Annotated in this window: 22 protein-coding genes; 5 read left to right on the plus strand and 17 right to left on the minus strand. The window is 40.6% G+C overall.

What is annotated here, in order from left to right; translation table 11 throughout:
• The first annotated feature begins 157 nt into the window (after positions 1-157).
• Entirely contained in the window at positions 158-1,228 is a 1,071-nt protein-coding gene (locus PSH54_RS16635) for a DUF3083 family protein (RefSeq protein ID WP_273606644.1), read from the plus strand.
• Positions 1,229-1,290: 62 nt separating this feature from the next.
• On the opposite strand, the gene sucD is transcribed toward PSH54_RS16635, so the two are convergent.
• The 8 genes from sucD to sdhC all read right to left on the minus strand — a co-directional run bounded on the left by sucD (position 1,291) and on the right by sdhC (position 11,158).
• Positions 1,291-2,163 (minus strand): succinate--CoA ligase subunit alpha, encoded by an 873-nt coding sequence (sucD, locus tag PSH54_RS16640; protein WP_004586678.1) that lies wholly within the window; start codon positions 2,161-2,163, stop codon positions 1,291-1,293.
• Positions 2,163-3,329: an ADP-forming succinate--CoA ligase subunit beta gene (sucC, locus tag PSH54_RS16645; RefSeq protein WP_004586679.1), complete on the minus strand. Its 1,167-nt coding sequence runs from the start codon at positions 3,327-3,329 to the stop codon at positions 2,163-2,165. Before sucC ends, sucD begins: the two co-directional genes overlap by 1 nt.
• Positions 3,330-3,506: 177 nt before the next feature.
• Positions 3,507-5,030, minus strand: coding sequence for a 2-oxoglutarate dehydrogenase complex dihydrolipoyllysine-residue succinyltransferase (gene odhB / locus PSH54_RS16650; RefSeq protein ID WP_024033546.1), 1,524 nt, complete (start codon positions 5,028-5,030; stop codon positions 3,507-3,509).
• 3 nt (positions 5,031-5,033) lie between these two features.
• Positions 5,034-7,853, minus strand: coding sequence for a 2-oxoglutarate dehydrogenase E1 component (locus PSH54_RS16655; protein WP_004586681.1), 2,820 nt, complete (start codon positions 7,851-7,853; stop codon positions 5,034-5,036).
• Positions 7,854-7,942: 89 nt separating this feature from the next.
• Positions 7,943-8,659 carry a succinate dehydrogenase iron-sulfur subunit gene (locus PSH54_RS16660; protein ID WP_004586682.1) on the minus strand — a complete coding sequence of 239 codons (717 nt, stop codon included), beginning with the start codon at positions 8,657-8,659 and terminating at the stop codon, positions 7,943-7,945.
• Positions 8,660-8,669: 10 nt separating this feature from the next.
• Complete coding sequence (gene sdhA, locus PSH54_RS16665; RefSeq protein ID WP_273606645.1) at positions 8,670-10,442, minus strand: succinate dehydrogenase flavoprotein subunit; 1,773 nt, start codon at positions 10,440-10,442, stop codon at positions 8,670-8,672.
• On the minus strand, positions 10,443-10,790 hold the full coding sequence (gene sdhD, locus PSH54_RS16670) for a succinate dehydrogenase, hydrophobic membrane anchor protein (RefSeq protein ID WP_004586684.1): 348 nt from the start codon (positions 10,788-10,790) through the stop codon (positions 10,443-10,445).
• Positions 10,781-11,158, minus strand: coding sequence for a succinate dehydrogenase, cytochrome b556 subunit (gene sdhC, locus PSH54_RS16675; RefSeq protein WP_084554498.1), 378 nt, complete (start codon positions 11,156-11,158; stop codon positions 10,781-10,783). The genes sdhD and sdhC overlap by 10 nt, the downstream gene beginning before the upstream one ends.
• Before the next feature lie 416 nt (positions 11,159-11,574).
• On the opposite strand from sdhC, the gene PSH54_RS16680 reads away from it, so the two are divergent.
• From PSH54_RS16680 to PSH54_RS16690, 3 genes are all read left to right on the plus strand, one after another.
• Positions 11,575-12,861, plus strand: coding sequence for a citrate synthase (locus PSH54_RS16680; RefSeq protein WP_004586686.1), 1,287 nt, complete (start codon positions 11,575-11,577; stop codon positions 12,859-12,861).
• 110 nt (positions 12,862-12,971) lie between these two features.
• Positions 12,972-14,198 carry an aminotransferase class V-fold PLP-dependent enzyme gene (locus PSH54_RS16685; RefSeq protein ID WP_273606646.1) on the plus strand — a complete coding sequence of 409 codons (1,227 nt, stop codon included), beginning with the start codon at positions 12,972-12,974 and terminating at the stop codon, positions 14,196-14,198.
• Between the two features lie 13 nt (positions 14,199-14,211).
• On the plus strand, positions 14,212-14,628 hold the full coding sequence (locus PSH54_RS16690; RefSeq protein WP_004586688.1) for a SufE family protein: 417 nt from the start codon (positions 14,212-14,214) through the stop codon (positions 14,626-14,628).
• Between the two features lies 1 nt (position 14,629).
• Here PSH54_RS16690 and tcdA read toward each other — a convergent pair whose 3' ends face one another.
• The 7 genes from tcdA to PSH54_RS16725 are packed head-to-tail and all read right to left on the minus strand — an operon-like array spanning position 14,630 to position 22,091.
• A complete protein-coding gene (tcdA, locus tag PSH54_RS16695) occupies positions 14,630-15,433 on the minus strand; it encodes a tRNA cyclic N6-threonylcarbamoyladenosine(37) synthase TcdA (RefSeq protein WP_055015990.1) in 804 nt (267 codons plus the stop codon).
• Positions 15,434-16,105 (minus strand): TIGR01621 family pseudouridine synthase, encoded by a 672-nt coding sequence (locus tag PSH54_RS16700; protein ID WP_273606647.1) that lies wholly within the window; start codon positions 16,103-16,105, stop codon positions 15,434-15,436.
• Positions 16,106-16,107: 2 nt separating this feature from the next.
• Positions 16,108-16,869: a 3-deoxy-manno-octulosonate cytidylyltransferase gene (kdsB, locus tag PSH54_RS16705; RefSeq protein WP_024033541.1), complete on the minus strand. Its 762-nt coding sequence runs from the start codon at positions 16,867-16,869 to the stop codon at positions 16,108-16,110.
• Positions 16,857-17,054 carry a Trm112 family protein gene (locus PSH54_RS16710; RefSeq protein ID WP_004586692.1) on the minus strand — a complete coding sequence of 66 codons (198 nt, stop codon included), beginning with the start codon at positions 17,052-17,054 and terminating at the stop codon, positions 16,857-16,859. The genes kdsB and PSH54_RS16710 overlap by 13 nt, the downstream gene beginning before the upstream one ends.
• A complete protein-coding gene (lpxK, locus tag PSH54_RS16715) occupies positions 17,044-18,024 on the minus strand; it encodes a tetraacyldisaccharide 4'-kinase (protein ID WP_273606648.1) in 981 nt (326 codons plus the stop codon). Before lpxK ends, PSH54_RS16710 begins: the two co-directional genes overlap by 11 nt.
• Complete coding sequence (gene msbA, locus PSH54_RS16720) at positions 18,021-19,766, minus strand: lipid A export permease/ATP-binding protein MsbA (RefSeq protein ID WP_096739572.1); 1,746 nt, start codon at positions 19,764-19,766, stop codon at positions 18,021-18,023. Before msbA ends, lpxK begins: the two co-directional genes overlap by 4 nt.
• 60 nt (positions 19,767-19,826) lie before the next feature.
• The gene (locus tag PSH54_RS16725) at positions 19,827-22,091 is read right to left on the minus strand and encodes a DNA internalization-related competence protein ComEC/Rec2 (protein WP_273606649.1); all 2,265 of its coding nucleotides are present in this window, start codon (positions 22,089-22,091) and stop codon (positions 19,827-19,829) included.
• On the opposite strand from PSH54_RS16725, the gene PSH54_RS16730 reads away from it, so the two are divergent.
• On the plus strand, positions 22,071-22,583 hold the full coding sequence (locus PSH54_RS16730; protein ID WP_024033538.1) for a DUF2062 domain-containing protein: 513 nt from the start codon (positions 22,071-22,073) through the stop codon (positions 22,581-22,583). The two genes, PSH54_RS16725 and PSH54_RS16730, sit on opposite strands and share 21 nt — an antisense overlap.
• Positions 22,584-22,719: 136 nt before the next feature.
• Here the strand turns inward: PSH54_RS16730 and PSH54_RS16735 are convergent, their stop codons facing one another.
• Together PSH54_RS16735 and uup are read right to left on the minus strand one after the other, a co-directional pair.
• Entirely contained in the window at positions 22,720-24,456 is a 1,737-nt protein-coding gene (locus PSH54_RS16735) for a DUF3466 family protein (protein WP_273606650.1), read from the minus strand.
• Positions 24,457-24,467: 11 nt separating this feature from the next.
• Positions 24,468-26,378: an ATP-binding cassette ATPase Uup gene (uup, locus tag PSH54_RS16740; protein ID WP_273606651.1), complete on the minus strand. Its 1,911-nt coding sequence runs from the start codon at positions 26,376-26,378 to the stop codon at positions 24,468-24,470.
• Positions 26,379-26,390 lie beyond the last annotated feature (12 nt).

Here is a 26,390-nt window from a genome sequence, read left to right on the forward strand (position 1 = left end):
AAAAACAAACACTAACATACAGCACTAGATGCGGGTTTATTCTAGTTATTATGGCAATGGTGCATTAGTTTATTACTTAAATTTGTTTTAGCGCAATATTTGAGTCATGAAAGGCATTTATAGTACCTAAACTTAAGCTCCTTAAAAGGATTCAAAGATGGCCAGTTCTACACAACACAGAGTTTATATTCCAACAAATGCGCGAGCTAATCACTATTTACTCGCTGAAATAACACCCACTGATGACTTTTACACTAGTTTTAGCGATATCGATAGTTGCTATACCCGCATTGCCAAGCAACTATTTGCAAGCTGTGATGAATACGAGCTACATAATGTACATCTACTCGCTAACGACAAATTACCTGTGGTCAGATTTCATGATGAGTCGTATCAATTAGAAACAGCAAAGCAAATGTTGTTTTTTTACAACCCGCGTTACCACGAGGCGCACAAACTACACTACACCCCTACTTTTAAAAGTAAAAAAATTCGCTTGTTATTTTTAGCTACCGGTGATGATTTACGCGCAAGCTCGGCACAATTTCACAGCAGGGTGCAAAAAGTGTTAGATAATTTACAAACACAATTATTTATTGAACAACCCCAGTTTAAGCTTCGCGATCATCAGCATTTAACCTATGACTTATTTGCCAAGAGCAAAGGCTGCTACCAAAGTTACGGCTACAAACTTAGAAGCCTATACCCTCGTTATTTAGCTCGCCAATGTAAAATACCCGCCGAGCATGCAGAAATGACCTATGCAACGTTTTCTATACCGGTTTCGCGCGGCATTAAAACGCAATTTCAAAGCTTAATAAACAAAAATAATTACACTGAGTTTTATAACTACTTTGCCCAATCATTTAAAGGGTGCTGCGATCGATACGAATTATCTCACGGCGCTATGGTTGCTAATGGTGCAAGGCCCATAGTGCGTAATAGCCAAATAGATAAAAATGATGGGAATTCAGAATTGCAAAAAATAAGTTTTGATGTGAATGGCACAGCCACGCAAATACATATTTTTTTCAATGCTGAAAAATTAGTTGAGTCACTACATTTTGTGATTGTTGCCACCCATAAAGATAAACATGAAATGGGCTACGGCCGCTTTATGAATCAAGTAGAAAAAACAATACACGCTATGTGCTCAGAGCTGGCAATAAATAAAGAACGACAAGATTTATTAGTACGGTTTTTTCAACACATTAGTTACCCATACTAATTTTTTAGCCAATAACAAAAAGGCTCGCAAATGCGAGCCTTTTTAAAGATTAAGCAAACTGATTACCAGCCTGTTTTCTCTTTAAGTGCTTTACCGATATCAGCAAGTGAACGTACAGTTTGTACGCCAGCAGCTTCTAGTGCAGCAAATTTCTCATCAGCAGTACCTTTACCGCCTGCGATGATTGCGCCAGCGTGACCCATACGCTTACCTTCTGGTGCAGTTACACCAGCAATGTAAGAAACAACAGGCTTAGTTACGTTAGCTTTAATGTACTCTGCAGCTTCTTCCTCTGCAGTACCACCAATTTCACCAATCATTACGATTGCTTCAGTTTGTGGATCTTTTTCGAACATTTCTAGCACGTCGATAAAGTTAGTACCTGGGATTGGGTCGCCACCAATACCAACACACGTAGACTGACCAAAACCAGCGTCTGTAGTTTGTTTAACCGCTTCGTACGTTAAAGTACCAGAGCGAGAAACAATACCTACTTTACCAGGCTTGTGGATGTGACCAGGCATGATACCAATCTTAGTCTCACCAGGAGTGATAACACCTGGACAGTTAGGACCGATCATACGAACACCAGAGTTATCAAGCTTAACTTTAACGTCAACCATGTCTAGCGTTGGGATACCTTCAGTGATACAAACGATTAGCTCGATGCCCGCATCGATAGCTTCTAAGATTGCATCTTTACAGAACGGTGCTGGTACGTAGATAACTGACGCTGTTGCGCCTGTTTCTTTAACTGCATCGCGTACTGTGTTGAATACTGGAAGACCAAGGTGCGTTTGACCGCCTTTACCTGGGCTTACACCACCAACCATTTGTGTACCGTACTCAAGCGCTTGCTCAGAGTGGAAAGTACCTTGGCCACCAGTGAAACCTTGACAGATAACTTTTGTATCTTTATTGATTAATACAGACATTATTTGCCCTCCGCAGCAGCTACAACTTTCTCAGCAGCGTCTGTTAGTGATTCAGCAGCGATGATATCTAGGCCAGAGTTCTTAAGAACGTCACGACCTAATTCAGCGTTAGTACCTTCTAAACGTACAACTACAGGCACGTTTACACCTACTTCTTTAACTGCGCCAATGATACCTTCAGCAATCATGTCACAACGTACGATACCACCAAAAATGTTAACTAAAACAGCTTTTACGTTATCGTCAGAAAGGATGATTTTGAATGCTTCAGAAACACGCTCTTTAGTCGCGCCGCCACCAACATCTAGGAAGTTAGCTGGCTTGCCGCCGTGTAGGTTTACGATGTCCATAGTACCCATTGCTAGGCCTGCACCGTTAACCATACAACCTACGTTACCATCTAGTGCTACGTAGTTAAGCTCGAAGCTTGCTGCGTGAGCTTCACGTGCATCTTCTTGAGATGGATCGTGCATTTCACGGATTTTTGGTTGACGGTAAAGTGCATTACCATCGATACCAATTTTGCCGTCAAGACAGTGAAGGTTACCTTCGTCTGTGATTACTAACGGGTTGATTTCAAGAAGAGCGAAATCAAAATCGTTGAACATGTTGCCAAGACCCATAAAGATCTTAACGAACTGCTTCATTTGTGTAGGGTTAAGACCCAGTTTAAAACCTAACTCACGTGCTTGGTAAGCTTGAGGACCCACTAATGGATCGATCTCTGCTTTGTGGATAAGCTCTGGAGTTTCTTCAGCAACAGTTTCAATTTCAACACCGCCTTCAGTAGACGCCATGAAAACAACTTTGCGAGAAGCACGGTCAACAACTGCACCTAAGTACAATTCGTTAGCGATATCTGTACAGCTTTCTACTAAAATTTTAGCAACAGGCTGACCATTTTCGTCTGTTTGGTAAGTAACTAAGTTTTTACCTAACCAGTTTGCAGCGAATTCTTTTACTTCTTCGATTGTTTTAACTAGCTTAACACCGCCAGCTTTACCACGGCCACCTGCGTGAACCTGAGTTTTAACAACCCACATATCACCGCCAATTTTTTCGGCAGCTGCTGCAGCTTCTTCAGGTGTATCGCAAGCGAAACCTTGAGAAACTGGTAAACCATATTCGGCAAAAAGTTGTTTTGCCTGATACTCATGCAAATTCATGATGCTTTATCCAATTTTTTATACTAAAAGAGCTGAATATTTATGCAAATAAACAGCTATCCCAAATTGCGCACCTAGTATAGATCCCAAGGCTTAACATGAAAACCCCAGTAACACCAAAGGCGCAAAAAAAAAGCTGTGAATTGTCATTCACAGCTTATATTTCATACTACTCGATTAAACATCCAGTAATAAGCGAGTTGGATCTTCAAGTAACTCTTTAATAGTTACTAAGAAACCAACAGATTCTTTACCATCGATTTGGCGGTGATCGTAAGATAGTGCCAAATACATCATAGGAAGAATTTCAACTTTACCATTTACAGCCATAGGACGCTCTTGGATTTTGTGCATACCCAAGATTGATGACTGTGGTAAGTTAATAATAGGCGTAGAAAGTAACGAACCAAATACACCACCGTTAGTAATGGTAAAGTTACCACCTGTCATATCGTCAAGTGTTAGTTTACCGTCACGGCCTTTAAGGGCTAATTCACGAATACCTTTCTCGATTTCAGCAACAGATAGTTTGTCGCAATCTTTAAGTACTGGTGTAACTAAACCACGTGGTGTAGATACAGCGATGCTGATATCAAAGTAATTGTGGTAAACAATATCGTCACCATCAATTGATGCATTTACGTCAGGGAAACGCTTAAGTGCTTCAGTTACTGCTTTCACGTAGAAAGACATAAAGCCTAAACGAATACCGTGACGCTTCTCGAATACTTCTTGGTATTGCTTACGAAGGTCCATGATAGGTTTCATGTTTACTTCGTTAAATGTAGTTAACATTGCTGTTGAGTTTTTCGCTTCTAATAAACGATTAGCAATGGTTTTACGTAAGCGCGTCATTGGTACACGTTTTTGTGTACGGTCACCCATAGGTGCAGCAGGTGCTGAAGCAGCTTCTTTTTTAGCAGCTGGAGCAGGTGCTTTTAAGAAAGTATCAACGTCTTCTTTAGTTACACGGCCGTTTTTACCTGTGCCTTTAATTTTAGACGCATCAAGCCCTTTTTCAGCGATTAAACGACGTACAGACGGCGTTAACACATCTGAGCTATCGTTAGACTCACTTGCAGCAGGCGCTTCTTCTGCTTTAGCTGCAGGTGCCGCTGGAGCGCCGCCCGCTTTAACGTTACCAATAACTTGCTCGCCAAGTACAGTATCGCCTTCTGCGTTTAGTTGCTCGCCCATGATACCGTCTTCTTGAGCTACTACTTCAAGAACAACTTTATCAGTTTCAATATCTACCAAGTTTTGGTCGCGAGTTACCGCTTCACCTGGTTGTACATGCCATGTAGCAATTGTTGCGTCTGCAACTGATTCTGGAAGTACAGGTACTTTAATGTCCACTTCTTTACCTTCTGATGCTGGAGCTGATTGCGCCGCAGGCGCGTCTTCTGATTTTTCAGGTGCGGCTTCTTCTTTAGCCGGAGCACTGTCACTTGCTGGTGCTGCATCAGCATCACCAAGTAAACCGATAACTTGGTCGCCAAGTACTGTTGCACCTTCTTCTTGTGATATTTCAGTAATTACACCGTCATTTTGTGCAACCACTTCTAAAACCACTTTATCTGTTTCAATGTCTACTAAGTTTTGGTCACGGCTTACTTTGTCGCCTACACTTACATGCCATGTAGCAACGGTAGCATCTGCAACCGACTCAGGAAGAACAGGAACTTTAATTTCTGTGCTCATTGCTTATCCTTTCTTTTGTATAGTAAGCGCGTCTGCAACGAGCGCTTGTTGTTCTTTAGTATGTACTGACATGTAACCACACGCTGGAGATGCCGACGCCTTACGCCCTGCGTAAGTCAATTTAGCACCCTGTGGGATTGCATCAATAAAGTGATGTTGCGAACAGTACCAAGCACCTTGGTTTTGTGGCTCTTCTTGACACCAAACAAAATCAGTAACGTGTTGGTAACGTTCCATAATCGTGTCCATTTCTGCATGTGGGAACGGGTATAACTGCTCCACACGTACAATAGCAATGTTGTCTTGCTCAAGCTTACGACGCTCTTGTAATAGTTCGTAATAAACTTTACCACTACAAAATACTACGCGTTCTACTTTCTCAGGGTTAATATCATCGATTTCGTCGATCATATTGTGGAATACACCTTGTGAAAGTTCTTCAAGTGAAGATACCGCAAGTGGGTGACGAAGTAGTGATTTTGGTGTCATTACAATCAATGGACGACGAAGTGGTCTAACTGATTGACGACGTAGCATAGCGTAAACTTGTGCAGGTGTTGAAGGAACACACACTTGCATGTTGTGATCGGCACAAAGCTGTAAAAAACGCTCTAAACGTGCAGAACTATGCTCTGGGCCTTGACCTTCATAACCATGCGGAAGCAAACATGTTAAGCCACATAAACGGCCCCACTTTTGCTCACCAGAGCTTAAGAACTGGTCAAATACGACTTGTGCACCATTTGCGAAGTCACCAAACTGGGCTTCCCAAAGGACTAATGATGTAGGTTCAGCTGTTGCATAACCATATTCAAAAGCAAGTACCGCTTCTTCTGATAAAACAGAATCAAATACTTCAAAGGTACCTTGGTCTTCACTTAAATTTTGAAGAGGGAGGTAAGTTGAACCATCCGACTGGCTATGTACTACAGCATGGCGGTGGAAGAAAGTACCACGCCCTGAGTCTTGGCCAGTTAAACGTATATCTGTGCCTTCAGAGGCAATTGTTGCATAAGCAAGTGTTTCTGCCATACCCCAATCTAGTGGTTTTTCGCCACTTGCCATAAGCTTACGGTCATCGTAAATCTTTTTAACACGAGACTGTGCTTTATATTGTTCAGGGAACTGCGCAACTTGTTCGCCAAGTGCTTTTAGCTTATCTACCGGTACGCTTGCGTCGTACTCAACATTCCACTCATGGCCAACATATTTTGCCCAATCAGATGAGTGCGAAGTTTCTGGCTGAATTTCTTCAACAACACAGTTACCTTCATCTAAGCCGTTACGGTATTCATCAGCTAAAGCTTTAATTTCACTCTCAGTGAATGAGCCTTCAGACATAAGTTGATCAGCGTAAATTAAACGCGGAACCGCATGCTTTTTAATTTTTTGGTACATAAGAGGCTGTGTTGCATTAGGCTCATCAGCTTCGTTATGACCATGGCGGCGATAACATACTAAATCGATTACTACGTCACGTTTAAACTGGTTTCTAAAATCAAGTGCAAGTTGTGTAACAAATGCAACGGCTTCAGGGTCATCAGAGTTAACGTGGAAGATTGGTGACTGAACCATTTTAGCAATGTCAGTACAGTAATCTGTAGAACGTACGTCGTCTTGTTTTGAGGTTGTAAAACCAACTTGGTTATTTACAACAATACGGATACTACCACCACATGAGAAGGCATTTGTTTGCGACAAGTTAAATGTTTCTTGTACAACACCTTGGCCTGTAATCGCAGAGTCACCGTGGATAGTAATAGGTAATGCTTTGCTACCTGAACTGTCACCTAAACGGTCTAAACGCGCTCTTACCGATCCCATAACAACAGGGTTAACAATTTCTAGGTGAGAAGGGTTAAACGCAAGTGCCATATGAACATTGCCACCTTTGGTCGCAAAGTCAGATGAATAACCCATATGGTATTTAACGTCACCAGAGCTTAACGTGTCTTTGTGTTTACCAGCAAACTCATCGAATAACTCAGATGGGTTTTTACCTAACACATTAACTAGGACGTTTAAGCGACCACGGTGGGCCATACCAATAACTGCTTCTTTTTGCCCGCTTTCGCCAGCACGGTGAATAAGTTCTTTAAGCATAGGAACTAACGCATCACCACCTTCAAGTGAGAAACGCTTAGCACCAGGGAACTTTGCACCTAAATATTTTTCAAGACCATCTGCTGCGGTTAATCCTTTAAGGATACGCAGTTTTTCTTCTTTAGAAAAAGTAGGTCGTGATTGAACAGATTCTAAACGCTGTTGTAACCAACGCTTTTCTTCTGTTGATGTGATGTGCATATACTCAGCACCAATAGAACCACAATAGGTGGTTTTAAGTGCCTGGTATAGTTCACCTAAAGGCATAGTATCGCGGCCTACGGCAAACGATCCTACGTTAAATTCGCGGTCAAAATCAGCTTTAGATAAGTCGTGGTATTCTAGCTCTAAATCTCGAACACGCTCTCGTTGCCAAATGCCTAATGGATCTAGGTTAGCATTTTGGTGTCCTCGAAAGCGGAAAGCATTAATAAGTTGTAGTACTTTAACCTGTTTAAGGTCACCGCCACTACCCTCTGCTACCACTACCTCTCTATGCTTGTTTTTAGCAAGCGCCGCAAACTGTGAACGAACTTCTGAATGCTTTACTTCAACATCCACACCATCTACTTTAGGTAATTGTTCGAACACTTCTCGCCATTCTTCTGGCACAGAAGTCGCATCATCTAAATACGCTTCATAAAGCTCTTCTACATAAGCAACGTTGCCGCCGTTTAAATGTGAAGATTCTAGCCATGCCTTCATCACACCTTCGTGCATTTATAAGCCCTTTTCTTTAGCGCAGAAATTAATAGTTGTCATAACAAGATGGCTAATAAAAATATTAGCCATCTTACGTTACTAAGTGATTAAACCGCGCGGTTTAATAACATAGATTTAATTTGTCCAATTGCTTTGGTCGGGTTAAGACCTTTAGGACAAACGCTAACACAGTTCATGATACTGTGGCAACGGAACACACTGAACGCATCGTCTAAGTCTGCTAAACGTTCTTCAGTTGCCGTATCGCGGCTATCTGCCAAGAAACGGTAAGCATGAAGAAGGCCTGCTGGACCAATGAACTTGTCTGGATTCCACCAGAACGAAGGACACGATGTAGAACAACATGCACATAAAATACACTCGTAAAGTCCATCTAATTTATCACGTTCTTCAATAGATTGAAGACGCTCACCAGCCGCTGGCTGATCGTTAATTAGGTATGGTTTAACTTTTTCGTACTGAGTGTAGAACTGACTCATGTCAATAACAAGGTCACGTACCACAGGCAAGCCAGGTAAAGGACGAATTACAATAGTACCTTTGCCGCCTTTTTGCAGCGTAGATAATGGTGTAATACATGCTAAACCATTTTTACCATTCATGTTAACGCCATCAGAGCCACACACGCCTTCACGACATGAGCGACGGAATGATAATGTTGGATCTTGCTCTTTTAATAATAAAAGTGCATCCAATACCATCATGTCCTGACCTTCCTCTGTTTGCAAAGTATATTCTTGCATACGAGGTGCGTTATCAACATCAGGATTGTAACGATAAACTGAAAATTGTACTTGTGCCATCGTCTCGCTCCTAGTAGGTACGTGCTTTAGGTGGGAACGCTTCACGCGTCTTAGGCGCGTAGTTTACGTCACGCTTGCTCATTTCATCCGTTACCGGATTGAATACTGAGTGACATAACCAGTTTTCGTCATCACGATCTGGGTAGTCAAAGCGAGAGTGTGCACCACGGCTTTCAGTACGGAAGTTTGCAGCTACTGCAGTTGAGTAAGCTGTTTCCATTAAGTTGTCTAGTTCAAGACATTCGATACGCTGCGTGTTGAAGTCTGATGATTTATCATCAAGACGTGCATGCTGCAGACGTTCACGAATTTCTTTAAGCTCTTTAAGACCTGTCGCCATAGACTCACCTTCACGGAATACCGAGAAGTTAAGCTGCATACATTGTTGTAGGTCTTTTTTGATTTGAACTGGGTCTTCACCTTGGCCAGCCGTTGAATTTTCCCAACGGTTAAAGCGTGCAAGAGACGCGTCAATATCAGATGCTTTCGGTGCTTTAGTAATTTCAACTTCGTTTAGGTATTTACCTAGGAAGTTACCCGCAGCACGGCCAAATACAACTAAATCAAGTAATGAGTTACCACCTAGGCGGTTTGCACCATGTACAGATACACAGGCAATTTCACCTACTGCAAATAAGCCTTCTACTACTTTTTCGTTGCCGTTAGCATCGATTTGTAGCGCTTGACCATTTACGTTAGTTGGAACACCACCCATCATGTAGTGACAAGTTGGTATTACTGGAATTGGCTCTTTAGCAGGGTCAACGTGTGCGAAAGTTTTAGCAAGGTCACATACGCCTGGTAGACGTAAGTTAAGCGTTTCTTCACCTAAGTGGTCAAGTTTCAGCTTAAGGTGTGGACCCCAAGGACCATCACAGCCACGGCCTTCACGGATTTCAGTCATCATTGAACGTGCTACAACGTCACGAGACGCTAGGTCTTTAGCGTTTGGTGCATAACGTTCCATGAAGCGTTCGCCATCTTTATTTAAAAGATAACCACCTTCACCACGACAACCTTCCGTTACAAGTGTACCAGCGCCTGCAATACCCGTTGGGTGGAATTGCCACATTTCCATATCTTGCATAGCAACGCCTGCACGAGCTGCCATACCAACACCATCACCCGTATTAATGTGAGCATTGGTTGTTGATGCGAAAATACGACCAGCACCGCCGGTTGCAAGTACAACAGCTTTTGATTTGAAGAAAGTGATTTCACCTGTTTCAATCTCAATTGCTGTACAGCCTACTACATCGCCATTGTCGTTTTTAACTAAATCTAGTGCATACCACTCAGAGAATACATTAGTTTGGTTTTTAACGTTTTGTTGGTATAGAAGGTGTAATAAAGCGTGACCAGTACGGTCAGCTGCTGCTGCAGTACGTGCAGCTTGTTCACCACCAAAGTTTTTCGATTGACCACCGAAAGGACGTTGGTAAACACGGCCATTTTCAAAACGAGAAAATGGTAAACCCATGTTTTCTAATTCAGTAATAGCTTCTGGGCCTGTTTGACACATGTATTCGATAGCGTCTTGGTCACCGATAAAATCGGAACCTTTAACGGTATCGTACATATGCCATTCCCAGTTGTCTTCGTGTGAATTACCTAGCGCTACTGTAATACCACCCTGTGCAGATACAGTGTGTGAGCGTGTTGGGAATACTTTAGATATTAATGCACACGTTTTGCCAGATTCGGTAATGGCAAGAGCGGCGCGCATACCAGCACCACCTGCACCAATTACTACGGCGTCAAATTCACGAACAGAATATTTCACTTAAACACCCCATAAAACGATTAGACCAATAGCTACGTAAGCAACGGCCATCAGGTTTAATACAAAGCCTAAAACAGCGCGTAGTTTAGCGTTTTTAACGTAATCCGTTAAAACTTGCCAAAGGCCAATGCGGGTATGAACCATCATGCATACAAGAGTAATAAGTGTAAAACCCTTCATTGCTAGATTAGAGAATAGGCCTGTCCAGGCTTCGAAAGTGACTTCTGGCGTTGCTAAAAAATAGCCGATAATAAAAATCGCGTATGCGGTGATTACTAGTGCCGTGGTACGTAAAGATACGAAATCTTGTACACCATCACGTTTAAGAGTTGCTTGATTTAAGACCATATCCACACCCCTGCCAGTACGGCAAATACAACGCCAAGTGCCATTGCAATTTTAGCGCTAAGGTTACCTGATTCAAGTTCTTCCCAGTGGCCCATATCCATAATGATGTGACGGATACCACCAATAAGGTGATAACCCAATACAGAAAGTGTGCCCCAAGCTATGAATTTGGCAATGAATCCGCTAAACAGACCCTTGACGAATTCAAAACCTTCAGCTGAAGAAAGAGACTCAGACCAAGCCCAAATGACAAACGTTAAAGCAAAAAATAATGCAACACCGGTGACGCGGTGAAAGATTGATGCTTTAGCCGTTGCCGGCATAGATATAGTTGTTAGATCTAGATTTACAGGTCTTTGCTTTTTCACAGTTACTTGCCCATCTTGCTCACATTGGAGCTCATCTACTTGTTTTTCTAAAACCCACCAAAATTTCTGGTGGAACTATCAAAGTAAACGTGTCAATACAGCAAAAGTTCACAAATCTGCAAAAATTACGCTGTAAAAATATGTTTACCTAAATACAAAGCGGTTTAAAACCTCCGATAGTATATATACCCAAAGGTTGTTTTACAATTCTTGTTTAGTTAGAGACGTTTGCGAATTAGCCGATAGTATAATATTTAATTAATACCGAATATTTATTATACATATATGCATAATGTTTATAAAAATTGACTTTAACCCCCTCTTTCACGTTAAAATGCGAAGATGTGCTTAAAACAAGATTTCAGAACTTTAAAAATCTAAAAATCAGAATAGATATCTTAATAGGAGATACATAGATGGCAGATAAAAAAGCCACAGTCCATATTGATGGACTAGATCCAATCGAACTTCCAATTTATCAAGGCACTGCTGGCCAAGATGTGATCGACGTACGTACGTTAGGTTCACACGGTCACTTTACTTATGACCCAGGTTTCATGTCGACTGGCTCTTGTGAATCTGCAATCACCTACATTGATGGTGGTAAAGGTGTATTACTTCACCGTGGTTATCCAATTGAGCAATTAGCTGAAGACTCTAACTACATCGAGCTTTGTTACTTACTATTAAACGGTGAGTTACCAACTAAAGAGCAATACGATGCATTTGCAAAAGAAATCACGCACAACACAATGCTTGATGAGAAAATTGCTAACTTTTTCCAAGGTTTCCGCTTCGATGCTCACCCAATGGCAATGCTATGTGGTGTAGTAGGCGCATTATCTTCTTTTTACCACGAAGATCTTGATATTACTGATGCAAGCCAACGTAAAACAAGCGCGATTAAACTTGTCGCTAAATTACCGACTATTGCAGCTATGGCGTACAAAACAAACATTGGTCAACCGTTTGTTTACCCACGTAATGATTTAAGCTACGCAGAAAACTTCTTACACATGATGTTCTCTGTACCGGCTGAAGAATACAAAGTTAACCCTGTGACAGCTAAAGCAATGGATAAAATCTTCATGCTTCATGCTGATCATGAGCAAAACGCTTCAACGTCAACAGTACGTTTAGCAGGTTCTTCAGGCGCTAACCCATATGCATGTATTGCAGCGGGTATCGCATCTCTTTGGGGCCCTGCTCACGGCGGTGCTAACGAAGCATGTTTAAACATGTTAGAAGAGATTGGTTCTGTTGATCGTATTGATGAATACGTAGCAAAAGCAAAAGATAAGTCTGATCCGTTCCGTCTCATGGGCTTTGGTCACCGTGTTTACAAAAACTTCGACCCACGCGCTACAGTAATGCGTCAAACGTGTCACGAAGTATTAGAAGAGCTTAACATTCAAGATCCGCTTCTTGATATTGCAATGAAGCTTGAACAAATTGCCCTTGAAGACCCATACTTTGTAGAGAAGAAACTTTACCCTAACGTTGATTTCTACTCAGGTATTATCTTAAAAGCGATTGGTATTCCAACAAGCATGTTCACTGTAATTTTTGCAATGGCACGTACTGTTGGTTGGATCACTCACTGGGATGAGATGCTATCTCAACCTGGTCATAAGATCAGCCGCCCTCGTCAAATGTATACTGGTTACACGCAACGTGACTTCGTATCAACTGACAAGCGCTAAGCTTAGTTAGTTAAAAAAGGCCGCTTTTGCGGCCTTTTTTGTGCGCTTTGCTTGTCAATTTTACGAAACCGATTACAATTCCTGCCTAAATTTATAGATGTTGAATAGCCATGCCTTCTCAAGAGTTTGATATAACAAAAATCCGCAACGACTTCCCTACTCTAAACCAAACCCTTAATGGCAACCCTTTAGTTTATTTAGACTCTGGCGCAACGTCGCAAAAGCCACAAAGCGTTATTGATGCAACGACTCGTTTTTATAATTTAGGCAACGCAAACGTTCACAGAGGCCGCCATACTTTAAGCGAGCGCGCTACAGAACAATATGAAGAGGCAAGATTAAAAACAGCGGATTACTTTAACGTAAATGCTAAAGAAATCGTCTGGACAAAAGGCGCGACAGAGGCGCTAAATTTACTTGCTCATGGCCTACAAAGGCAAATTACAGGTGAAGATACGGTATTAATTACCCCCCTTGAGCACCACGCTAATATTGTACCTTGGCAGGTATTAACACAAAATACCGGGGCTACGCTATCTGCACTCCCCCTTGAGCAAAACGCGACGCTTAATATAGCGCGCTGTATAGACATGATCACGCACACTAAAGCAAAGGTGCTGTGTATCAGCCAAGCATCTAACGCATTAGGTAATATTACCAATTTAGCGCCATTAATAGCTGCAGCGAAAGCAGTCGGCACGTTAGTTGTTGTTGATGGCGCACAAGGAGCCATGCATTTACGCCCTAATTTAAAGCAGCTTGGATGTGATTTTTATGTATTCTCAGCGCATAAAATGCTTGGCCCTACGGGTGTAGGGGGCTTATATGGTCGCTATGAATTACTTAATGCGCTTACCCCGTATCAAACGGGTGGTGAGATGATAGATACTGTAACCCTTGAAAAAACCACCTACAGAGACGCTCCTGCTAAATTTGAGACCGGCACCCCAAATATAGCTGGCGTCATTGGCTTTAGTGCAGCAATTGATTATTTATCAGCCCTAAACATACAACAGTTACAGCGCCATGAGCAGGCTATTTTTAATTATGCAGCCACACAGTTGAGTAAAATTGACGGTATTACTATTTATAGCGACCTGAACAATAATATTGGCACCCTCAGTTTTAATTATAAAAGTGAACACCCTTACGATTTGGCAACTTTGCTTGACGGATTTGGTATTGCAGTGCGCAGTGGACACCATTGTACGCAACCATTAATGCACCATTTAGGGGTAAAAGGCACTGTTCGAGCAAGCTTTGCATTTTATAATACCCATCAAGATGTTGATAATTTCATCAATGCTTTGAAAGAATCGATTGAATTATTAGACTAATTTAGGATAACTCATGACAAATACGTTTAAAAACGTAGTAAAACCTATACAGCAGGCGCAATCTTGGCAGCAAAAATATCGCGAAATAATGCTTCTGGGCAAAACACTTCCCGCTTTAGCGGATGTACTTAAAACCGATGACGCGCTTGTGCCAGGGTGTGAAAGCAAAGTGTGGATGTTTATGGAGTTTGACGATAGCGAGAATCGTTTAGTGGTTATTGGCGATTCAGACACTCGCATTGTAAAAGGCTTATTAGCGATAATTTTAGCGCTTTATAATGGCTTAACACCTGAAGAGGTCGTGAATATTAATGCGTATGACGAATTTGAAAAGTTAGGCTTAATTAAACACCTTAGTGCATCTCGAGGGAACGGAATAAAAGCCATGGTCGAGGCAATTCAAAGCATGGCAACTAACAAGCTCAATTAAACTATTGAGCTTGTTGTAAACGCTGTTTTTTATCTAAATATTTACGTACCGCTTTAGCCGCTACAAAAAAGCCAAAACTTCCGGTGATCATAGTTACCGAGCCAAACCCGTTATTACAATCCATATTCATTGTACCATCAGCATTTTGTTTAGCATGGCATACACTGCCATCACTGCCTGGGTAAACAAGTTGCTCAGTTGAGTACACACAATCAATATTAAATTTGCGTTTAGGGTTGTTACTAAAATTATATTGTTTGCGTAAAATATAACGCACTTTAGCAAGTAGCGGATCTTGCGTGGTTTTAGCCACATCACCAAATGTTATTTGGCTAGGATCAGTTTGCCCACCCGCGCCGCCAGTAGTAATAATAGGCATTTTATTACGCTTACAATGAGCAATAAGCGCTGCTTTTTCTTTAACTGCATCGATACAGTCAATAACGTAATCAAAACCTTGAATATGCTCACGAATATTTTCAAGAGTAATAAAGTCATCTATCACAGTTACTTTACACTCTGGGTTTATCAGTTCGCAGCGGCTTTTCATTGCATCTACTTTGGCTTGGCCAATACTGCCGCTAAGTGCATGAATTTGCCTATTTACGTTCGTCGCGCAAATATCATCTAAGTCAATTAAAGTGATTTTACCCACGCCTGTACGTGCTAAAGCTTCTGCGGTCCAACTTCCTACACCGCCTATGCCCACTACACAAAAATGGGCTTGTTGTAGCCAGTCAAATTGTTGATTACCGTATAGGCGTTTGATCCCGCCAAAACGAATATCTGTTACTTGTTCGCTCATTTACCAATCCAGTTGCCACGGCGATTGCCATGCTTGAAATTCTTGATGATTAATTAATTGCTGGTACTCATCACCCGTAGTAGGTAGCAAAGAGCAATTAATTTGCTCCCCATGCCATAAAAAACTTAACCCATAGGCATGAAGATACGCCCGCTCAGCTTTGCTGCCACTATAAAGTGTATCGCCTAAAATTGGCGCCCCTAAACTTTTTAATGCTACTCTAAGTTGGTGGGTTTTGCCCGAATACGGCTTTAAAATATACGCTCTAAACCCGGGCTTATAACTAAAAGAATAAAAGCGGGTAATGGCCGGGTTTTGCACGGTCGGTAAAAGCTTAAACATGCCTCTGCGAGACTTAGCCATATCACCTTTTATCCACCCTTGCTTTTTTTTAGGTTTAGCATTGCTTATAGCTAAATAAAACTTGTTTATTGCGTGCTCAGTAAAAAGAGACGTAAATTTAGCAGCGGCTTCTTTATTGCGACTAAGAATAATAAGGCCAGATGTCACTTTATCAAGGCGGTGAACAGCAAATAATTTTTCGCCAGTTTGCTGCTCAGCTAATACCACAAACCCTTTTTCACCTTCTGAGTGAAAATTAAGCCCCGCTGGTTTTTCAAAAATATAAAAATCAGCGTGGCTAAACACTATGGGTAATTCACTTTTAACCATTATTAGGCTTGCTTAGCTTTTAGGTAGGCAATCACTTTTTCTAAATCCTCGGCCGTATCAACCCCAGCATGTGGCGTTACTTTGGCCTGCTCAATTTTGATAGCGTAACCATGGTACAACACCCTAAGTTGCTCTAGCGACTCAAGTACTTCAAGTGGCGATACACTTAGCTCAATATACTGCTTAATGAAGCCCGCGCGATAAGCATATATACCCACATGGCGCTGAAAAGGCGTTATATCTAACACACTGTCGTTATTTAACATTGCGCTTCTATCAAACGGAATACTGGCACGTGAAAAGTACAACGCATTTTTATTAATATCACTAACAACCTTCACGGCATTAGGATTAAACACTTCGTCTTGCTCTTCAATGGCTACACTTAATGTTGCCATTGGCGCGCTTGAATTATTTAATAAAGTGGCAACTTGCGATACGTTTTCGCTGGCAAGTAATGGCTCATCGCCTTGTACATTGACCACCAGGGTTTCTGCGTCTAGCTTAAGTAGGTCAACAACCTCTGCTAAGCGTTCGGTACCCGATTGATGATCTTCTCGCGTCATCAGCACATCGTTTGTGAACAATTTAACAGCATCAAAAACTTTTTGATGATCGGTTGCAATAACCACTTTACTTGCACCTGACAAACACGCTTTTTCATACACGTGTTGAATCATAGGTTTACCGCATATGTCAGCTAATGGTTTGCCAGGCAAACGGGTAGACGCGTAACGTGCAGGTATAACAACTACGAATTCCACTTATCAACCTCATCTTGAGATAGCTCACGCGCTTCATTTTCTAAAAGTACCGGTATATCGTCGCGTACTGGGTATGCAAGTTTAGCTGCAGTACTAATAAGTTCTGCATTTTCTTTATCAAAACGAAGCTTTCCTTTACACACAGGACAAGCAATTATTTCAAGTAATTTTGTATCAAAGGCCATTGAGGATCCCTTTTTGTTTTAATAATAATTCTAATTTATGTATTACAGCGTCAGTAGGTTTTGCATTTACGGGTAGGTAGTACCAAGTATCTTTTGCAAAGTCTCTACATTTTACTGCATCTTTTTCTGTCATTAATACGTTATCATCATTAAATTGAGTAAAATCAGCCATGCTATAAGCATAGTGATCTCGATAATGATGAGTCGAAAGCAGCTGAATATTTTGCCCCTTTAATGAATCTTCAAAACGTTGTGGGTTACCAATGGCACTTACCGCATGGCCTTTTTCAATGGTTTTATTAACAGGGGTATTGTTAGCAACGTGTTTAAGTGCACCAGTTTGCAAAACGTAGCTAAGGGATGCATCTCCCCCGTTTTCAATCACTAAATCAACGCTATTTAATCTGTTTGTGGTTTCTCGTAATGGCCCTGCAGGCATAACAAAGCCATTACCAAATCGCCTTTGGCTATCAACAATGCAGCACTCTATATCGCGCGCCATTTTATAATGCTGCATACCATCATCTGAGATTATGACATCCACACAAAATTGCTGCTCTAATAATGTAATGTTGGCTTTTCTATCGGGTCCAACAACAAGCGGACATTTTAAGCGATTAAATAAAAGTATTGGCTCATCACCGGCTTGTGCACTTGTTACGCCGCGCTCTACCACCAGCGGGTAGCTGTTGGCTTTACCGCCGTAACCTCGGCTGATAATACCCACTTTTAGGCCTTGCTCTGACAAGTATTCGTAAAGCCATAACACAAATGGCGTTTTGCCATTTCCGCCTACACTTATATTGCCCACCACAATCACTTTAGATTTAGCTTTAAAAGGCGTGGCAAAGCCAACCTTAAAAAACCATTTCCTAATGCTTGAAATTAACCAAAAAAGCGCAGCTAATGGCAGTAAAAGTAGCGTTATAAAACTAAATGGTTTATACCAGCTTTGCTCTATTTTACTCACCCGTGCTCACCAAACTGCATTTTACATAGAGCTGAATAAGTACCATCTTTAGCTAGTAAACTCTGATGATCGCCACTTTCAATCACCCGACCACCATCAATAACGTATATTTTGTCGCTGTTCTCAATGGTTGAAAGACGATGGGCAATGACTATAGACGTTTTGTCTTGCATAAGGGTATCAAGAGCTTGCTGAATTAGTTTTTCAGACTCTGTGTCTAAGGCTGAAGTTGCTTCATCTAAAATTAAAATAGGTGCATCTTTTAATATAGCGCGAGCAATTGCTATACGTTGACGTTGACCACCAGAGAGCATCACCCCGTTTTCACCGACCATGGTATTGAGCTGCTCAGGTAGGTCTTTAACAAATTCCCACACGTGGGCTTGTTTAACCACCTCTTCTAATTGCTGCGGTGTTATTTCGCGGCTTATGCCATAACAAATATTATTAGCAATTGTGTCGTTAAATAACACAACTTGCTGAGATACTAAGGCAAACTGGCGGCGTAAATCAGCCAGTTTATATTTCTCAAGCGCAACGCCATCTAATAAAATTTCACTTGGTGCTTCTAAATCATAATAACGCGGTAATAAATTAGAAATAGTCGATTTACCCGAGCCTGAACGCCCTACAAGCGCGATGCTTTCACCGGCTTTTATACTTATTGATAGGTTATTTAAAACAGCTTCATCTTTAGTTGGGTATTTAAAGGTCACGTTTTTAACCTCAATTTCGCCCTTCACTTTATCTACGCTGTAAGTCCCTTTGTCTTTTTCAATTTCTTCATCTAAAACTAAAAAAATACTTTGCGCTGCAGAAATACCGCGCTGCATATCACTGTTCACGTTTGCTAATTGTTTAAGCGGGCGTAAAAGCATCATCATAGAAGAGATGAGTACCATAAAATCGCCAGAGCTGATCGTATCTATCATTGAAGGCATAGATACAACCCACAAAATAACAGCCATTGCACTTGCTGCAAGCACTTGAATTACCGATACGCTTAACGCTTTAGTGGCATCCATTTTAATACGTTGCTGGCGATTATGATTATTGATTTTTGAAAACTGGTCGATTTCTTGTTTTTGCCCACCAAAACCATGAATAACTTTGTGTCCACTTAGCATTTGCTCAGAGCTACGGGTGACCTGCCCCATTGCAGACTGTATATTTTTTGAAATATGGCGAAAGCGTTTAGACACAAACGTTACAATAATTGCCACTAATGGAATGATCACTAAAAAAATCAGCGAAAGCTGCCAGCTGGTATAAAACATAAGGGCAAGTAAAAAAACGACAAAAGCGCCTTCTCTTACAACAATTAACAGTGCTTTGGTGATTGCTTGCTGAACTTGTTCTGTATCAAAAGTAATTTTTGAAATTAAATCACCTGTTGAGTTTTTATCATGAAACGAAACAGGCAAATGTAATATGTGTTCAAATAACTGCTGGCGTAACGAACGTACTACTTGCGAGCCTACATAGCTTAGGCAATACGAAGACATAAAATTAAACAGGCCACGCCCTATTACCAGCGCAATTACAACAAAAGGGGCATAAGCTAGCACTTCGCTATTACGTTGGTTTAGGCCTTCATCAATAAAGGGTTTCATTAATTGAATAAATAAAGCATCCATACCCGAATAGCCGATCATTCCAATAATAGCGACGAAGGCAACGCTTTTATAATCACCAACGTAAGAAATCAACCGTTTATAAATTTGTGTAGTACTTTGACTCATATTACTCTCGTTATACAATTACAGCCCTTATTGTATCCTTCAAACCGTTAAAACTAAACGTCAATCTTCTATAAACCAATAACTTTCGTGTTTGCGCGCCGTTGTCACTTTAAAGCTATCTTGATAAATACTTACCGTAATTTGCCCATCACGTGCCGTAACATATTGTTTAGCATTTATTGCTTTGTAGCGCGAAACCACTTTTTCACTGGGAAATTGCCATTGGCCTTGAAAAGCTGTTGAGTGAATAACCGTATGCGGATTTACATGGTTGATAAATTCTGTGCTTGAAGACGTATCGCTGCCATGATGAGGGCTTAAAATCACATCGGCTTGTAATGAGTGAGTTTTGATAAGGCTCAGCTCACGTGCTTTAGAAATATCACCCGTTAATAACATAGTAAGTTGCGGTGATTTGATTAAAAGCACACACGAATTATCGTTTTCGTCATTAAATGTGCTATCAGCAAAGCTGCTAATGCGTAATCCATTAAAGTTATAATCTAAAGACATACACTGTGTGGTTATTCCATGTGGGTGAAACCGCTTAAAGCTTTCACCAAATCCTGCATTAATAAAATGTGCTGCGCCTCCTGCATGGTCGTTGTCTTGATGGCTTATTATTGCATCACTGACGGTTAAGTTATGTGTTTTTAAATAGGGAATTAACACACTGTATGTACGGCTAAAACGGTTAAAATAACTCGGGCCAAAATCGTAAACCAGCGCTTGATTGTCTTTTTCGAGTAACGTCATTAATCCGTGCCCAACATCAAACACATGCAATTGCCAAAGAGGTTTTGGTAAATACAGATAATCTATTAATGTAACGCATAGAGGAATGAGTGCTAAACGTTTAAAGGGGCTAAACCAGGCGATTAATATGCATAGATAAGCTGCGACTAAGTACAATGTACGCGGTTTAGCTATATCTAACCATCTGTAATGCCAAGGGATTTCATCCATATATTTAAACAATGTTATAAGTACACTATCGAATAATAAAATGACGGGCGTTATATCTACCACAGCACTTATTATCGTAAATAGCAGCAAAAGTGGCATGATTGCCACGCTTAATAATGGAATTGCCAATAAATTAATAACCAACCCAGCAATACTTACCCCACTAAAATAAATAAGGGTAATGGGCAAAAGCCCAATAAATAAAGCAAGCTGAATAATACACAGCGCCATAAACACGCCAAGCCAATTATATTCAGTTTTAGGGAGGTGTTTTATAACAAGGAAAATAATTGCAACCGCAATAAAAGAAAAATATAAACCTGGGTTTAAAACATTAAAAGGATTGATGAGTAATACAGCGACTAAAGCATATAAAATGCTTCGCCAGCGCAGTGGCTGTTTGGCAATAAAGTAAAGACCTAATACGCAACTTAACATAATAAATGCGCGAGTCGCTGAAAGTAAAAATTCACTTAAATACACATAGATAAATGCCGCTAACCAGCCGATAAAACAATAAACAATAGTTAAATTAATAGACTGCAATACTTTAATTTTAAGGATGTATGCTGTGTACTTACTCAGTAAATAAAAACAGCTGAATATAAGCCCTATGTGCAACCCTGAAATAGCTAATAAATGGCTGAGCCCTAAACTTTGCATTGTTTGTTTATTTTCAAACGACATCAGTGATTTATCACCACTAAGCAATGCATAATAAAGCCAATTAAGCGTTGTTTTTTGATAAGTGTGTTTTAAAAACGACCTGTATTTATAAATTATTGAAGGTGAAGCCGCGCTAGTAATGCGCAATTGTTTATTAAGTACTTTGCCTTTAAATAGTATGCGTTGTTTAAAGGCATGCACATTATTATCAAACACACCGATATTTTTAATTGTTCTGAATTTTTTCAGCGCTATTGTTGCCTCAAAAGTATCGCCCTGCTTAATAAGCTGTGCAGAATCGACACTTAACATGGCTTTAGGTGCTTTAAATTTGTGTATTTCATCCCCATTTAACTTTAATAACGTTGCTTTTATATACTGTGGTTGCTTTGCAGAGATAACGTCATCAACGAGAATTGTGGCAGGGTAAGCATAGTTATTTTCATCATTTGGCAATGTATAGCTATAAAACAGGTAAAAGTGCACAACAATGCAGCAAATAGCTAAAATAAACCCTAACAAAACATTCAAAAACGGCTTAAAATAGGCGCTCGCAATAAGGACAGATATTGTGATGACTGTAAATTCATGGGTTTGATAATAAAATACGGTTGAAATACAACCAATTACAAATCCAAGACTAATCCACACTGAAGTAAATGGTTGCTTGAAATGCCTAAGAAAACGATCCAACGATTTTTACCTGATCCTAATAAAATTAGGCATCATAAAACACTTAGAATATTCGGCCGCCTATTACAAGACGCCAACCTATGGCATTTAAACAGACGCTCTGCAAGGGGCGCATTTGCAGTTGGTTTATTTTTTGCGTTCATCCCTGTTCCTTTTCAAATGGTTTTAGCCGCTGCGGCAGCTATTGTATTTAGAGTTAACTTACCTATTTCTGTGGCATTGGTGTGGCTTACCAACCCACTGACTATGCCGCCAATATTTTACGGCTCATACCTTGTAGGTACGCTTGTTTTAAATCAACCAGAGCAGCATTTTGCATTTGAAGCCAGTTGGGCATGGTTCTTAGAAAGCCTTTCTACCATCGGTCCTGCATTTTTAATTGGCTCACTGGTGTGCGCTTCTGTTGCTGCTATTATTGCTTATTTAGGTATTGATATTATTTGGCGACGCTCTGTGCGCAAAGCCTGGTTAGCGCGAAATACTAATACGTAATAAAGCCAACTATTCAAGTGCGTAAATAGAATGACTTAATGAAGCAAATTGAGATAACTAATTAACGCCAAGCACTTTATTATAGACGAAAAAAAACCAACTTTTATAAGTTGGTTTTTTATGAATAGCGTAAAGCTTAAAATCTAAATACTCTGCGTAAGCCCACTAGCGGCAATAATAACAGTGTGTACCAAGGGAAGCTTGCTGAGCTTCTTTCATAAAGCTCTTCTTCTATAGGTGTACAGTCTTCTACTTCACCATCAATAGGTGTTAGTTTTACTGCAACAGCAACACTTTCGTACTCAATATTACCTTCGATATCGGTTTCTACATTACCAAAGGTATCGCGCTTTTCAACGGTTTTGGTAGCTACACCAAAAATTTCATTGTCTTCATTAATGACTTTCGCTTCAGCCATTGTGTAGGCGTAGTCTGTTTCACCATCTGTTTCGTAACAAGGTAGTAAATCGTTTAAGTTGGTAATTTTATCGTCACCAATTTTATATATAAACGCTTCTTTACGACGGCTGTTTTCAGATGTACCTACCTCGCCTTCACCAACAACATAACCTTGGTTATTAATATCATTACCATAAGCGCTTGAGCTATTAAAGTAACCGGTAGGGAAAACGGTATTGCCAGTACTTATATCATGATAGAAAAACTGATCACGGATCGTGGTTTCAATACGCTTTGATGCATAACCAACAATTACATCGTTGTCATTGACAGCAAGCGCTTTACCAGAAAGCCAATCATCTTCTTGGTCTATAAAATTAAACACGTCACCATTTTTAAAATAAACAGGCATTGTTAAAATAGTGTCGTCATTTTTATAGTAACGAGCATTTGAAGAGCCCACCACTGTGCCATTATTATTTAGCGCAAGAGCGGTACTTGTAAAAGCAAAGTCATCATCTTCTTCTGGCGTTAAGGCAAGGCCTAGTATTTCAGTAGAAGTGATATTAAATGCTTCATCAAGCTCCCATTTTACCGCGCGCTCATCAAATACGCCGGTGGTTACACTTGAATTTAATAATTCCACACAGGTATTGGTTGGCTCGTCTTCGTTATCACAGTTATCTTCAATATTATCAAGCCTGTCTTCAGGAATACCTGTTGAAACATAACCAACGACAGTGTATCCGTCATTTGTTTTAACAATATCGTTAGCTCGGCTAGTACCGCCGTAATCGTCAAAGTCTGGAACTAACTCAACCTTTTGCGTTCCATCTTCAGAAATAACTATTCCGCGCTCAATAAAGTCATGGGTAAACCATGTTTCTTCTTCATCTTCATCATCTGGCGTAAATAAAACTTTATCATATGGAGCTGCACTCCAACCAACGCTCACGCCATCTTCGCTTACCGCATTATAAAAGTTACTAACCGAACGCGTTAAACCATCGTAATCTACCGACTCTTCATCAAACAGTATTTGCTCAGTCGCTATGCCATCGTCAAACTTAATACCAACTACCGAGCTTAACTTTTGGTACTCGTAATCCGTTGGCCTGCCAGCTAAAAAACTAACCATAAATGAATGTGCATCGGCGTTATTAAAAACCGCATCGTTATTTTCTATATCATCAAGTGTAAAAGTAATTTCTTTATCACTTAGCTCAAAGTTGTACTCTTCACTATCGTACGCATTTTCAATAACGCTTTCGGTAAAGTCGATATAGCTAATATCGATTGGTAAATTATACAATCCGTTGGCAGTACCAATAATGTGCCCGCTTTCGCTTACGTCAGTAACGTAAGAATGTTTAGCGCCGTCAAGAGTACCTAGTTCTGTTAATTCATAGGTTGCACTTAATGCAGATGTACTCAATGTCGCTAAAATACTGGCAGCGAGTAATTTATATTTCATTTTAATCCTTACTACTGATTCTGTAATTCTTCAAGTTCTTCCCAGCGCTCAAACGCGGCTTCAAGGTCAGACTCAAGTTTTGCTAAATGGTTCAATGCATTAGTGGTTACGTCGCTATCTTGTTTGAAAAAGTCAGGATCGCTCACTACAGCTTGCTGCGCTTCTACAGCGGCTTCAAGTTGTTCCATTTTATTGGGTAGTTGCTCTAATTCAAGTTTTAATTTGTAAGAAAGCTTAGTGCTTTTGTTTTCAGGCTTTGCCGCGGCTACAGGCGCAGGTTTAACGTCTTTTTTTGGTGCTTGTTGCTGTTTTTCCTGCTCGGCTAAATAGCTTAAATAAGCTTGGTAATCGGTGTAACCCCCTACCATATCAGTTATTTTGCCATCACCTTCAAACGCCCATACACTACTACACGTATTATCAATAAATTCACGGTCATGGCTTACTATAAGCACAGTACCCTGATACTGATTAATAATTTCTTCGAGTAACTCTAATGTTTCAATATCCAAGTCATTGGTTGGCTCATCGAGTACTAAAATATTTGAGGGTTTTAGAAATAGTTTTGCAAGTAAAAGCCTGTTTTTCTCACCACCAGAGAGTGCTTTTACAGGTGTACGCGCACGTGCCGGTGGAAACAAAAAGTCTTGCAGGTAACCAAGTACATGACGAGAACGCCCGCCCATCATTACCTCTTGTTTACCCTCGGCAACGTTATCTTGAACAGTGGCCTCTTCATCAAGCTTTTGCCTGTATTGGTCAAAGTAAGCAAATTCTAAATTAACGCCTTGTTTAACATGACCGCTATCGGCTTCTAAATCACCAAACAGCAGTTTAAGTAAGGTAGTTTTACCAATACCATTTGGGCCTACTAAGCCAATTCGGTCACCGCGCATAACAAGGGTAGAAAAATCATTAGCAATTACTTTATCTTTAAATGCATGACTAAGGTGTTTTGCCTCAAACACTAGCTTGCCGGATCTATCAGCCGTTTCAATATTAAAATCGGTTTTACCTACTTGCTCTACACGAGCTTTGCGCTCAACACGTAACTGTTTAAGTTCACGTACACGGCCTTCGTTGCGGGTACGACGGGCTTTAACACCTTGGCGTATCCAGGCTTCTTCCTCTGCTAAACGCTTATCAAAGAGTGCATTTTGTGATTCTTCTACTTTTAAGTCATGCGCTTTTTGTTCAAGGTAGGTCGCGTAATCGCCAGGGTAAGAGATAAGTTTACCGCGGTCTAAATCTAAAATACGCGTTGCAACAGCACGGATAAACGCACGGTCATGCGATATAAATACAATACCGCCTTTAAATTCTTTTAAAAACTGCTCTAGCCATTTAACACTGTCTACGTCTAAATGGTTTGTTGGCTCATCAAGTAACAATAAGTCAGGCTCACTCACAAGAGCACGTGCTAAAGCAACTTTACGCAACCAACCACCTGAGAGCGATTCTAACTTAGCATCAGGGCTAAGCTCTAAACGCGTGAGTACTAATTGAATACGCGAATCAAAACGCCAGCCGTCACACGCTTCTAAATCGTTAGATAAACGCTCAAGCTTATTTAGCAGTTTGTCGGTGCAGTCGGTTTGTAGCTGTGTGCTTACGTGGTGATAATCGATCAGTAAATTAGCAATATCAGGCATACCCTGTGCTACATAATCGAATACTGAGCCGTTTGCTCCTTTAGGAGGATCTTGCTCTAAGCGAGATATTTTGATCCCGCCAAGCTGGTTAATTTCACCATCATCTAAAATAACTTGGCCATCTAGTACTTTTAAAAGTGTAGATTTACCCGCCCCATTTCGCCCTACAATACAGACGCGCTCACCGCTTTCTATCACTGCATCAGCATCATCAAGTAATGGGTGCGTACCATAAGCTAACTGCGCTTTTTGTATTCTAATTAAATCCATAAATACTGCTCT

This window comes from Pseudoalteromonas sp. Angola-30 (genome assembly GCF_028599215.1).
Classification (GTDB): domain Bacteria; phylum Pseudomonadota; class Gammaproteobacteria; order Enterobacterales; family Alteromonadaceae; genus Pseudoalteromonas; species Pseudoalteromonas atlantica.

Excerpts from the sequence above, each read along its gene's own strand:
- PSH54_RS16660 (WP_004586682.1), bottom strand. The coding sequence starts at position 8,659 with ATGGCACAAGTACAATTTTCAGTTTATCGTTACAATCCTGATGTTGAT.
- PSH54_RS16635 (WP_273606644.1), top strand. The coding sequence starts at position 158 with ATGGCCAGTTCTACACAACACAGAGTTTATATTCCAACAAATGCGCGA.
- PSH54_RS16685 (WP_273606646.1), top strand. The coding sequence starts at position 12,972 with ATGCCTTCTCAAGAGTTTGATATAACAAAAATCCGCAACGACTTCCCT.
- sucD (WP_004586678.1), bottom strand. The coding sequence starts at position 2,163 with ATGTCTGTATTAATCAATAAAGATACAAAAGTTATCTGTCAAGGTTTC.
- PSH54_RS16710 (WP_004586692.1), bottom strand. The coding sequence starts at position 17,054 with ATGGCCTTTGATACAAAATTACTTGAAATAATTGCTTGTCCTGTGTGT.
- msbA (WP_096739572.1), bottom strand. The coding sequence starts at position 19,766 with ATGAGTCAAAGTACTACACAAATTTATAAACGGTTGATTTCTTACGTT.
- uup (WP_273606651.1), bottom strand. The coding sequence starts at position 26,378 with ATGGATTTAATTAGAATACAAAAAGCGCAGTTAGCTTATGGTACGCAC.
- PSH54_RS16730 (WP_024033538.1), top strand. The coding sequence starts at position 22,071 with ATGCCTAAGAAAACGATCCAACGATTTTTACCTGATCCTAATAAAATT.
- sdhD (WP_004586684.1), bottom strand. The coding sequence starts at position 10,790 with ATGGTCTTAAATCAAGCAACTCTTAAACGTGATGGTGTACAAGATTTC.
- PSH54_RS16690 (WP_004586688.1), top strand. The coding sequence starts at position 14,212 with ATGACAAATACGTTTAAAAACGTAGTAAAACCTATACAGCAGGCGCAA.
- PSH54_RS16680 (WP_004586686.1), top strand. The coding sequence starts at position 11,575 with ATGGCAGATAAAAAAGCCACAGTCCATATTGATGGACTAGATCCAATC.
- odhB (WP_024033546.1), bottom strand. The coding sequence starts at position 5,030 with ATGAGCACAGAAATTAAAGTTCCTGTTCTTCCTGAGTCGGTTGCAGAT.
- PSH54_RS16655 (WP_004586681.1), bottom strand. The coding sequence starts at position 7,853 with ATGCACGAAGGTGTGATGAAGGCATGGCTAGAATCTTCACATTTAAAC.
- PSH54_RS16700 (WP_273606647.1), bottom strand. The coding sequence starts at position 16,105 with ATGGTTAAAAGTGAATTACCCATAGTGTTTAGCCACGCTGATTTTTAT.
- tcdA (WP_055015990.1), bottom strand. The coding sequence starts at position 15,433 with ATGAGCGAACAAGTAACAGATATTCGTTTTGGCGGGATCAAACGCCTA.
- PSH54_RS16735 (WP_273606650.1), bottom strand. The coding sequence starts at position 24,456 with ATGAAATATAAATTACTCGCTGCCAGTATTTTAGCGACATTGAGTACA.
- sucC (WP_004586679.1), bottom strand. The coding sequence starts at position 3,329 with ATGAATTTGCATGAGTATCAGGCAAAACAACTTTTTGCCGAATATGGT.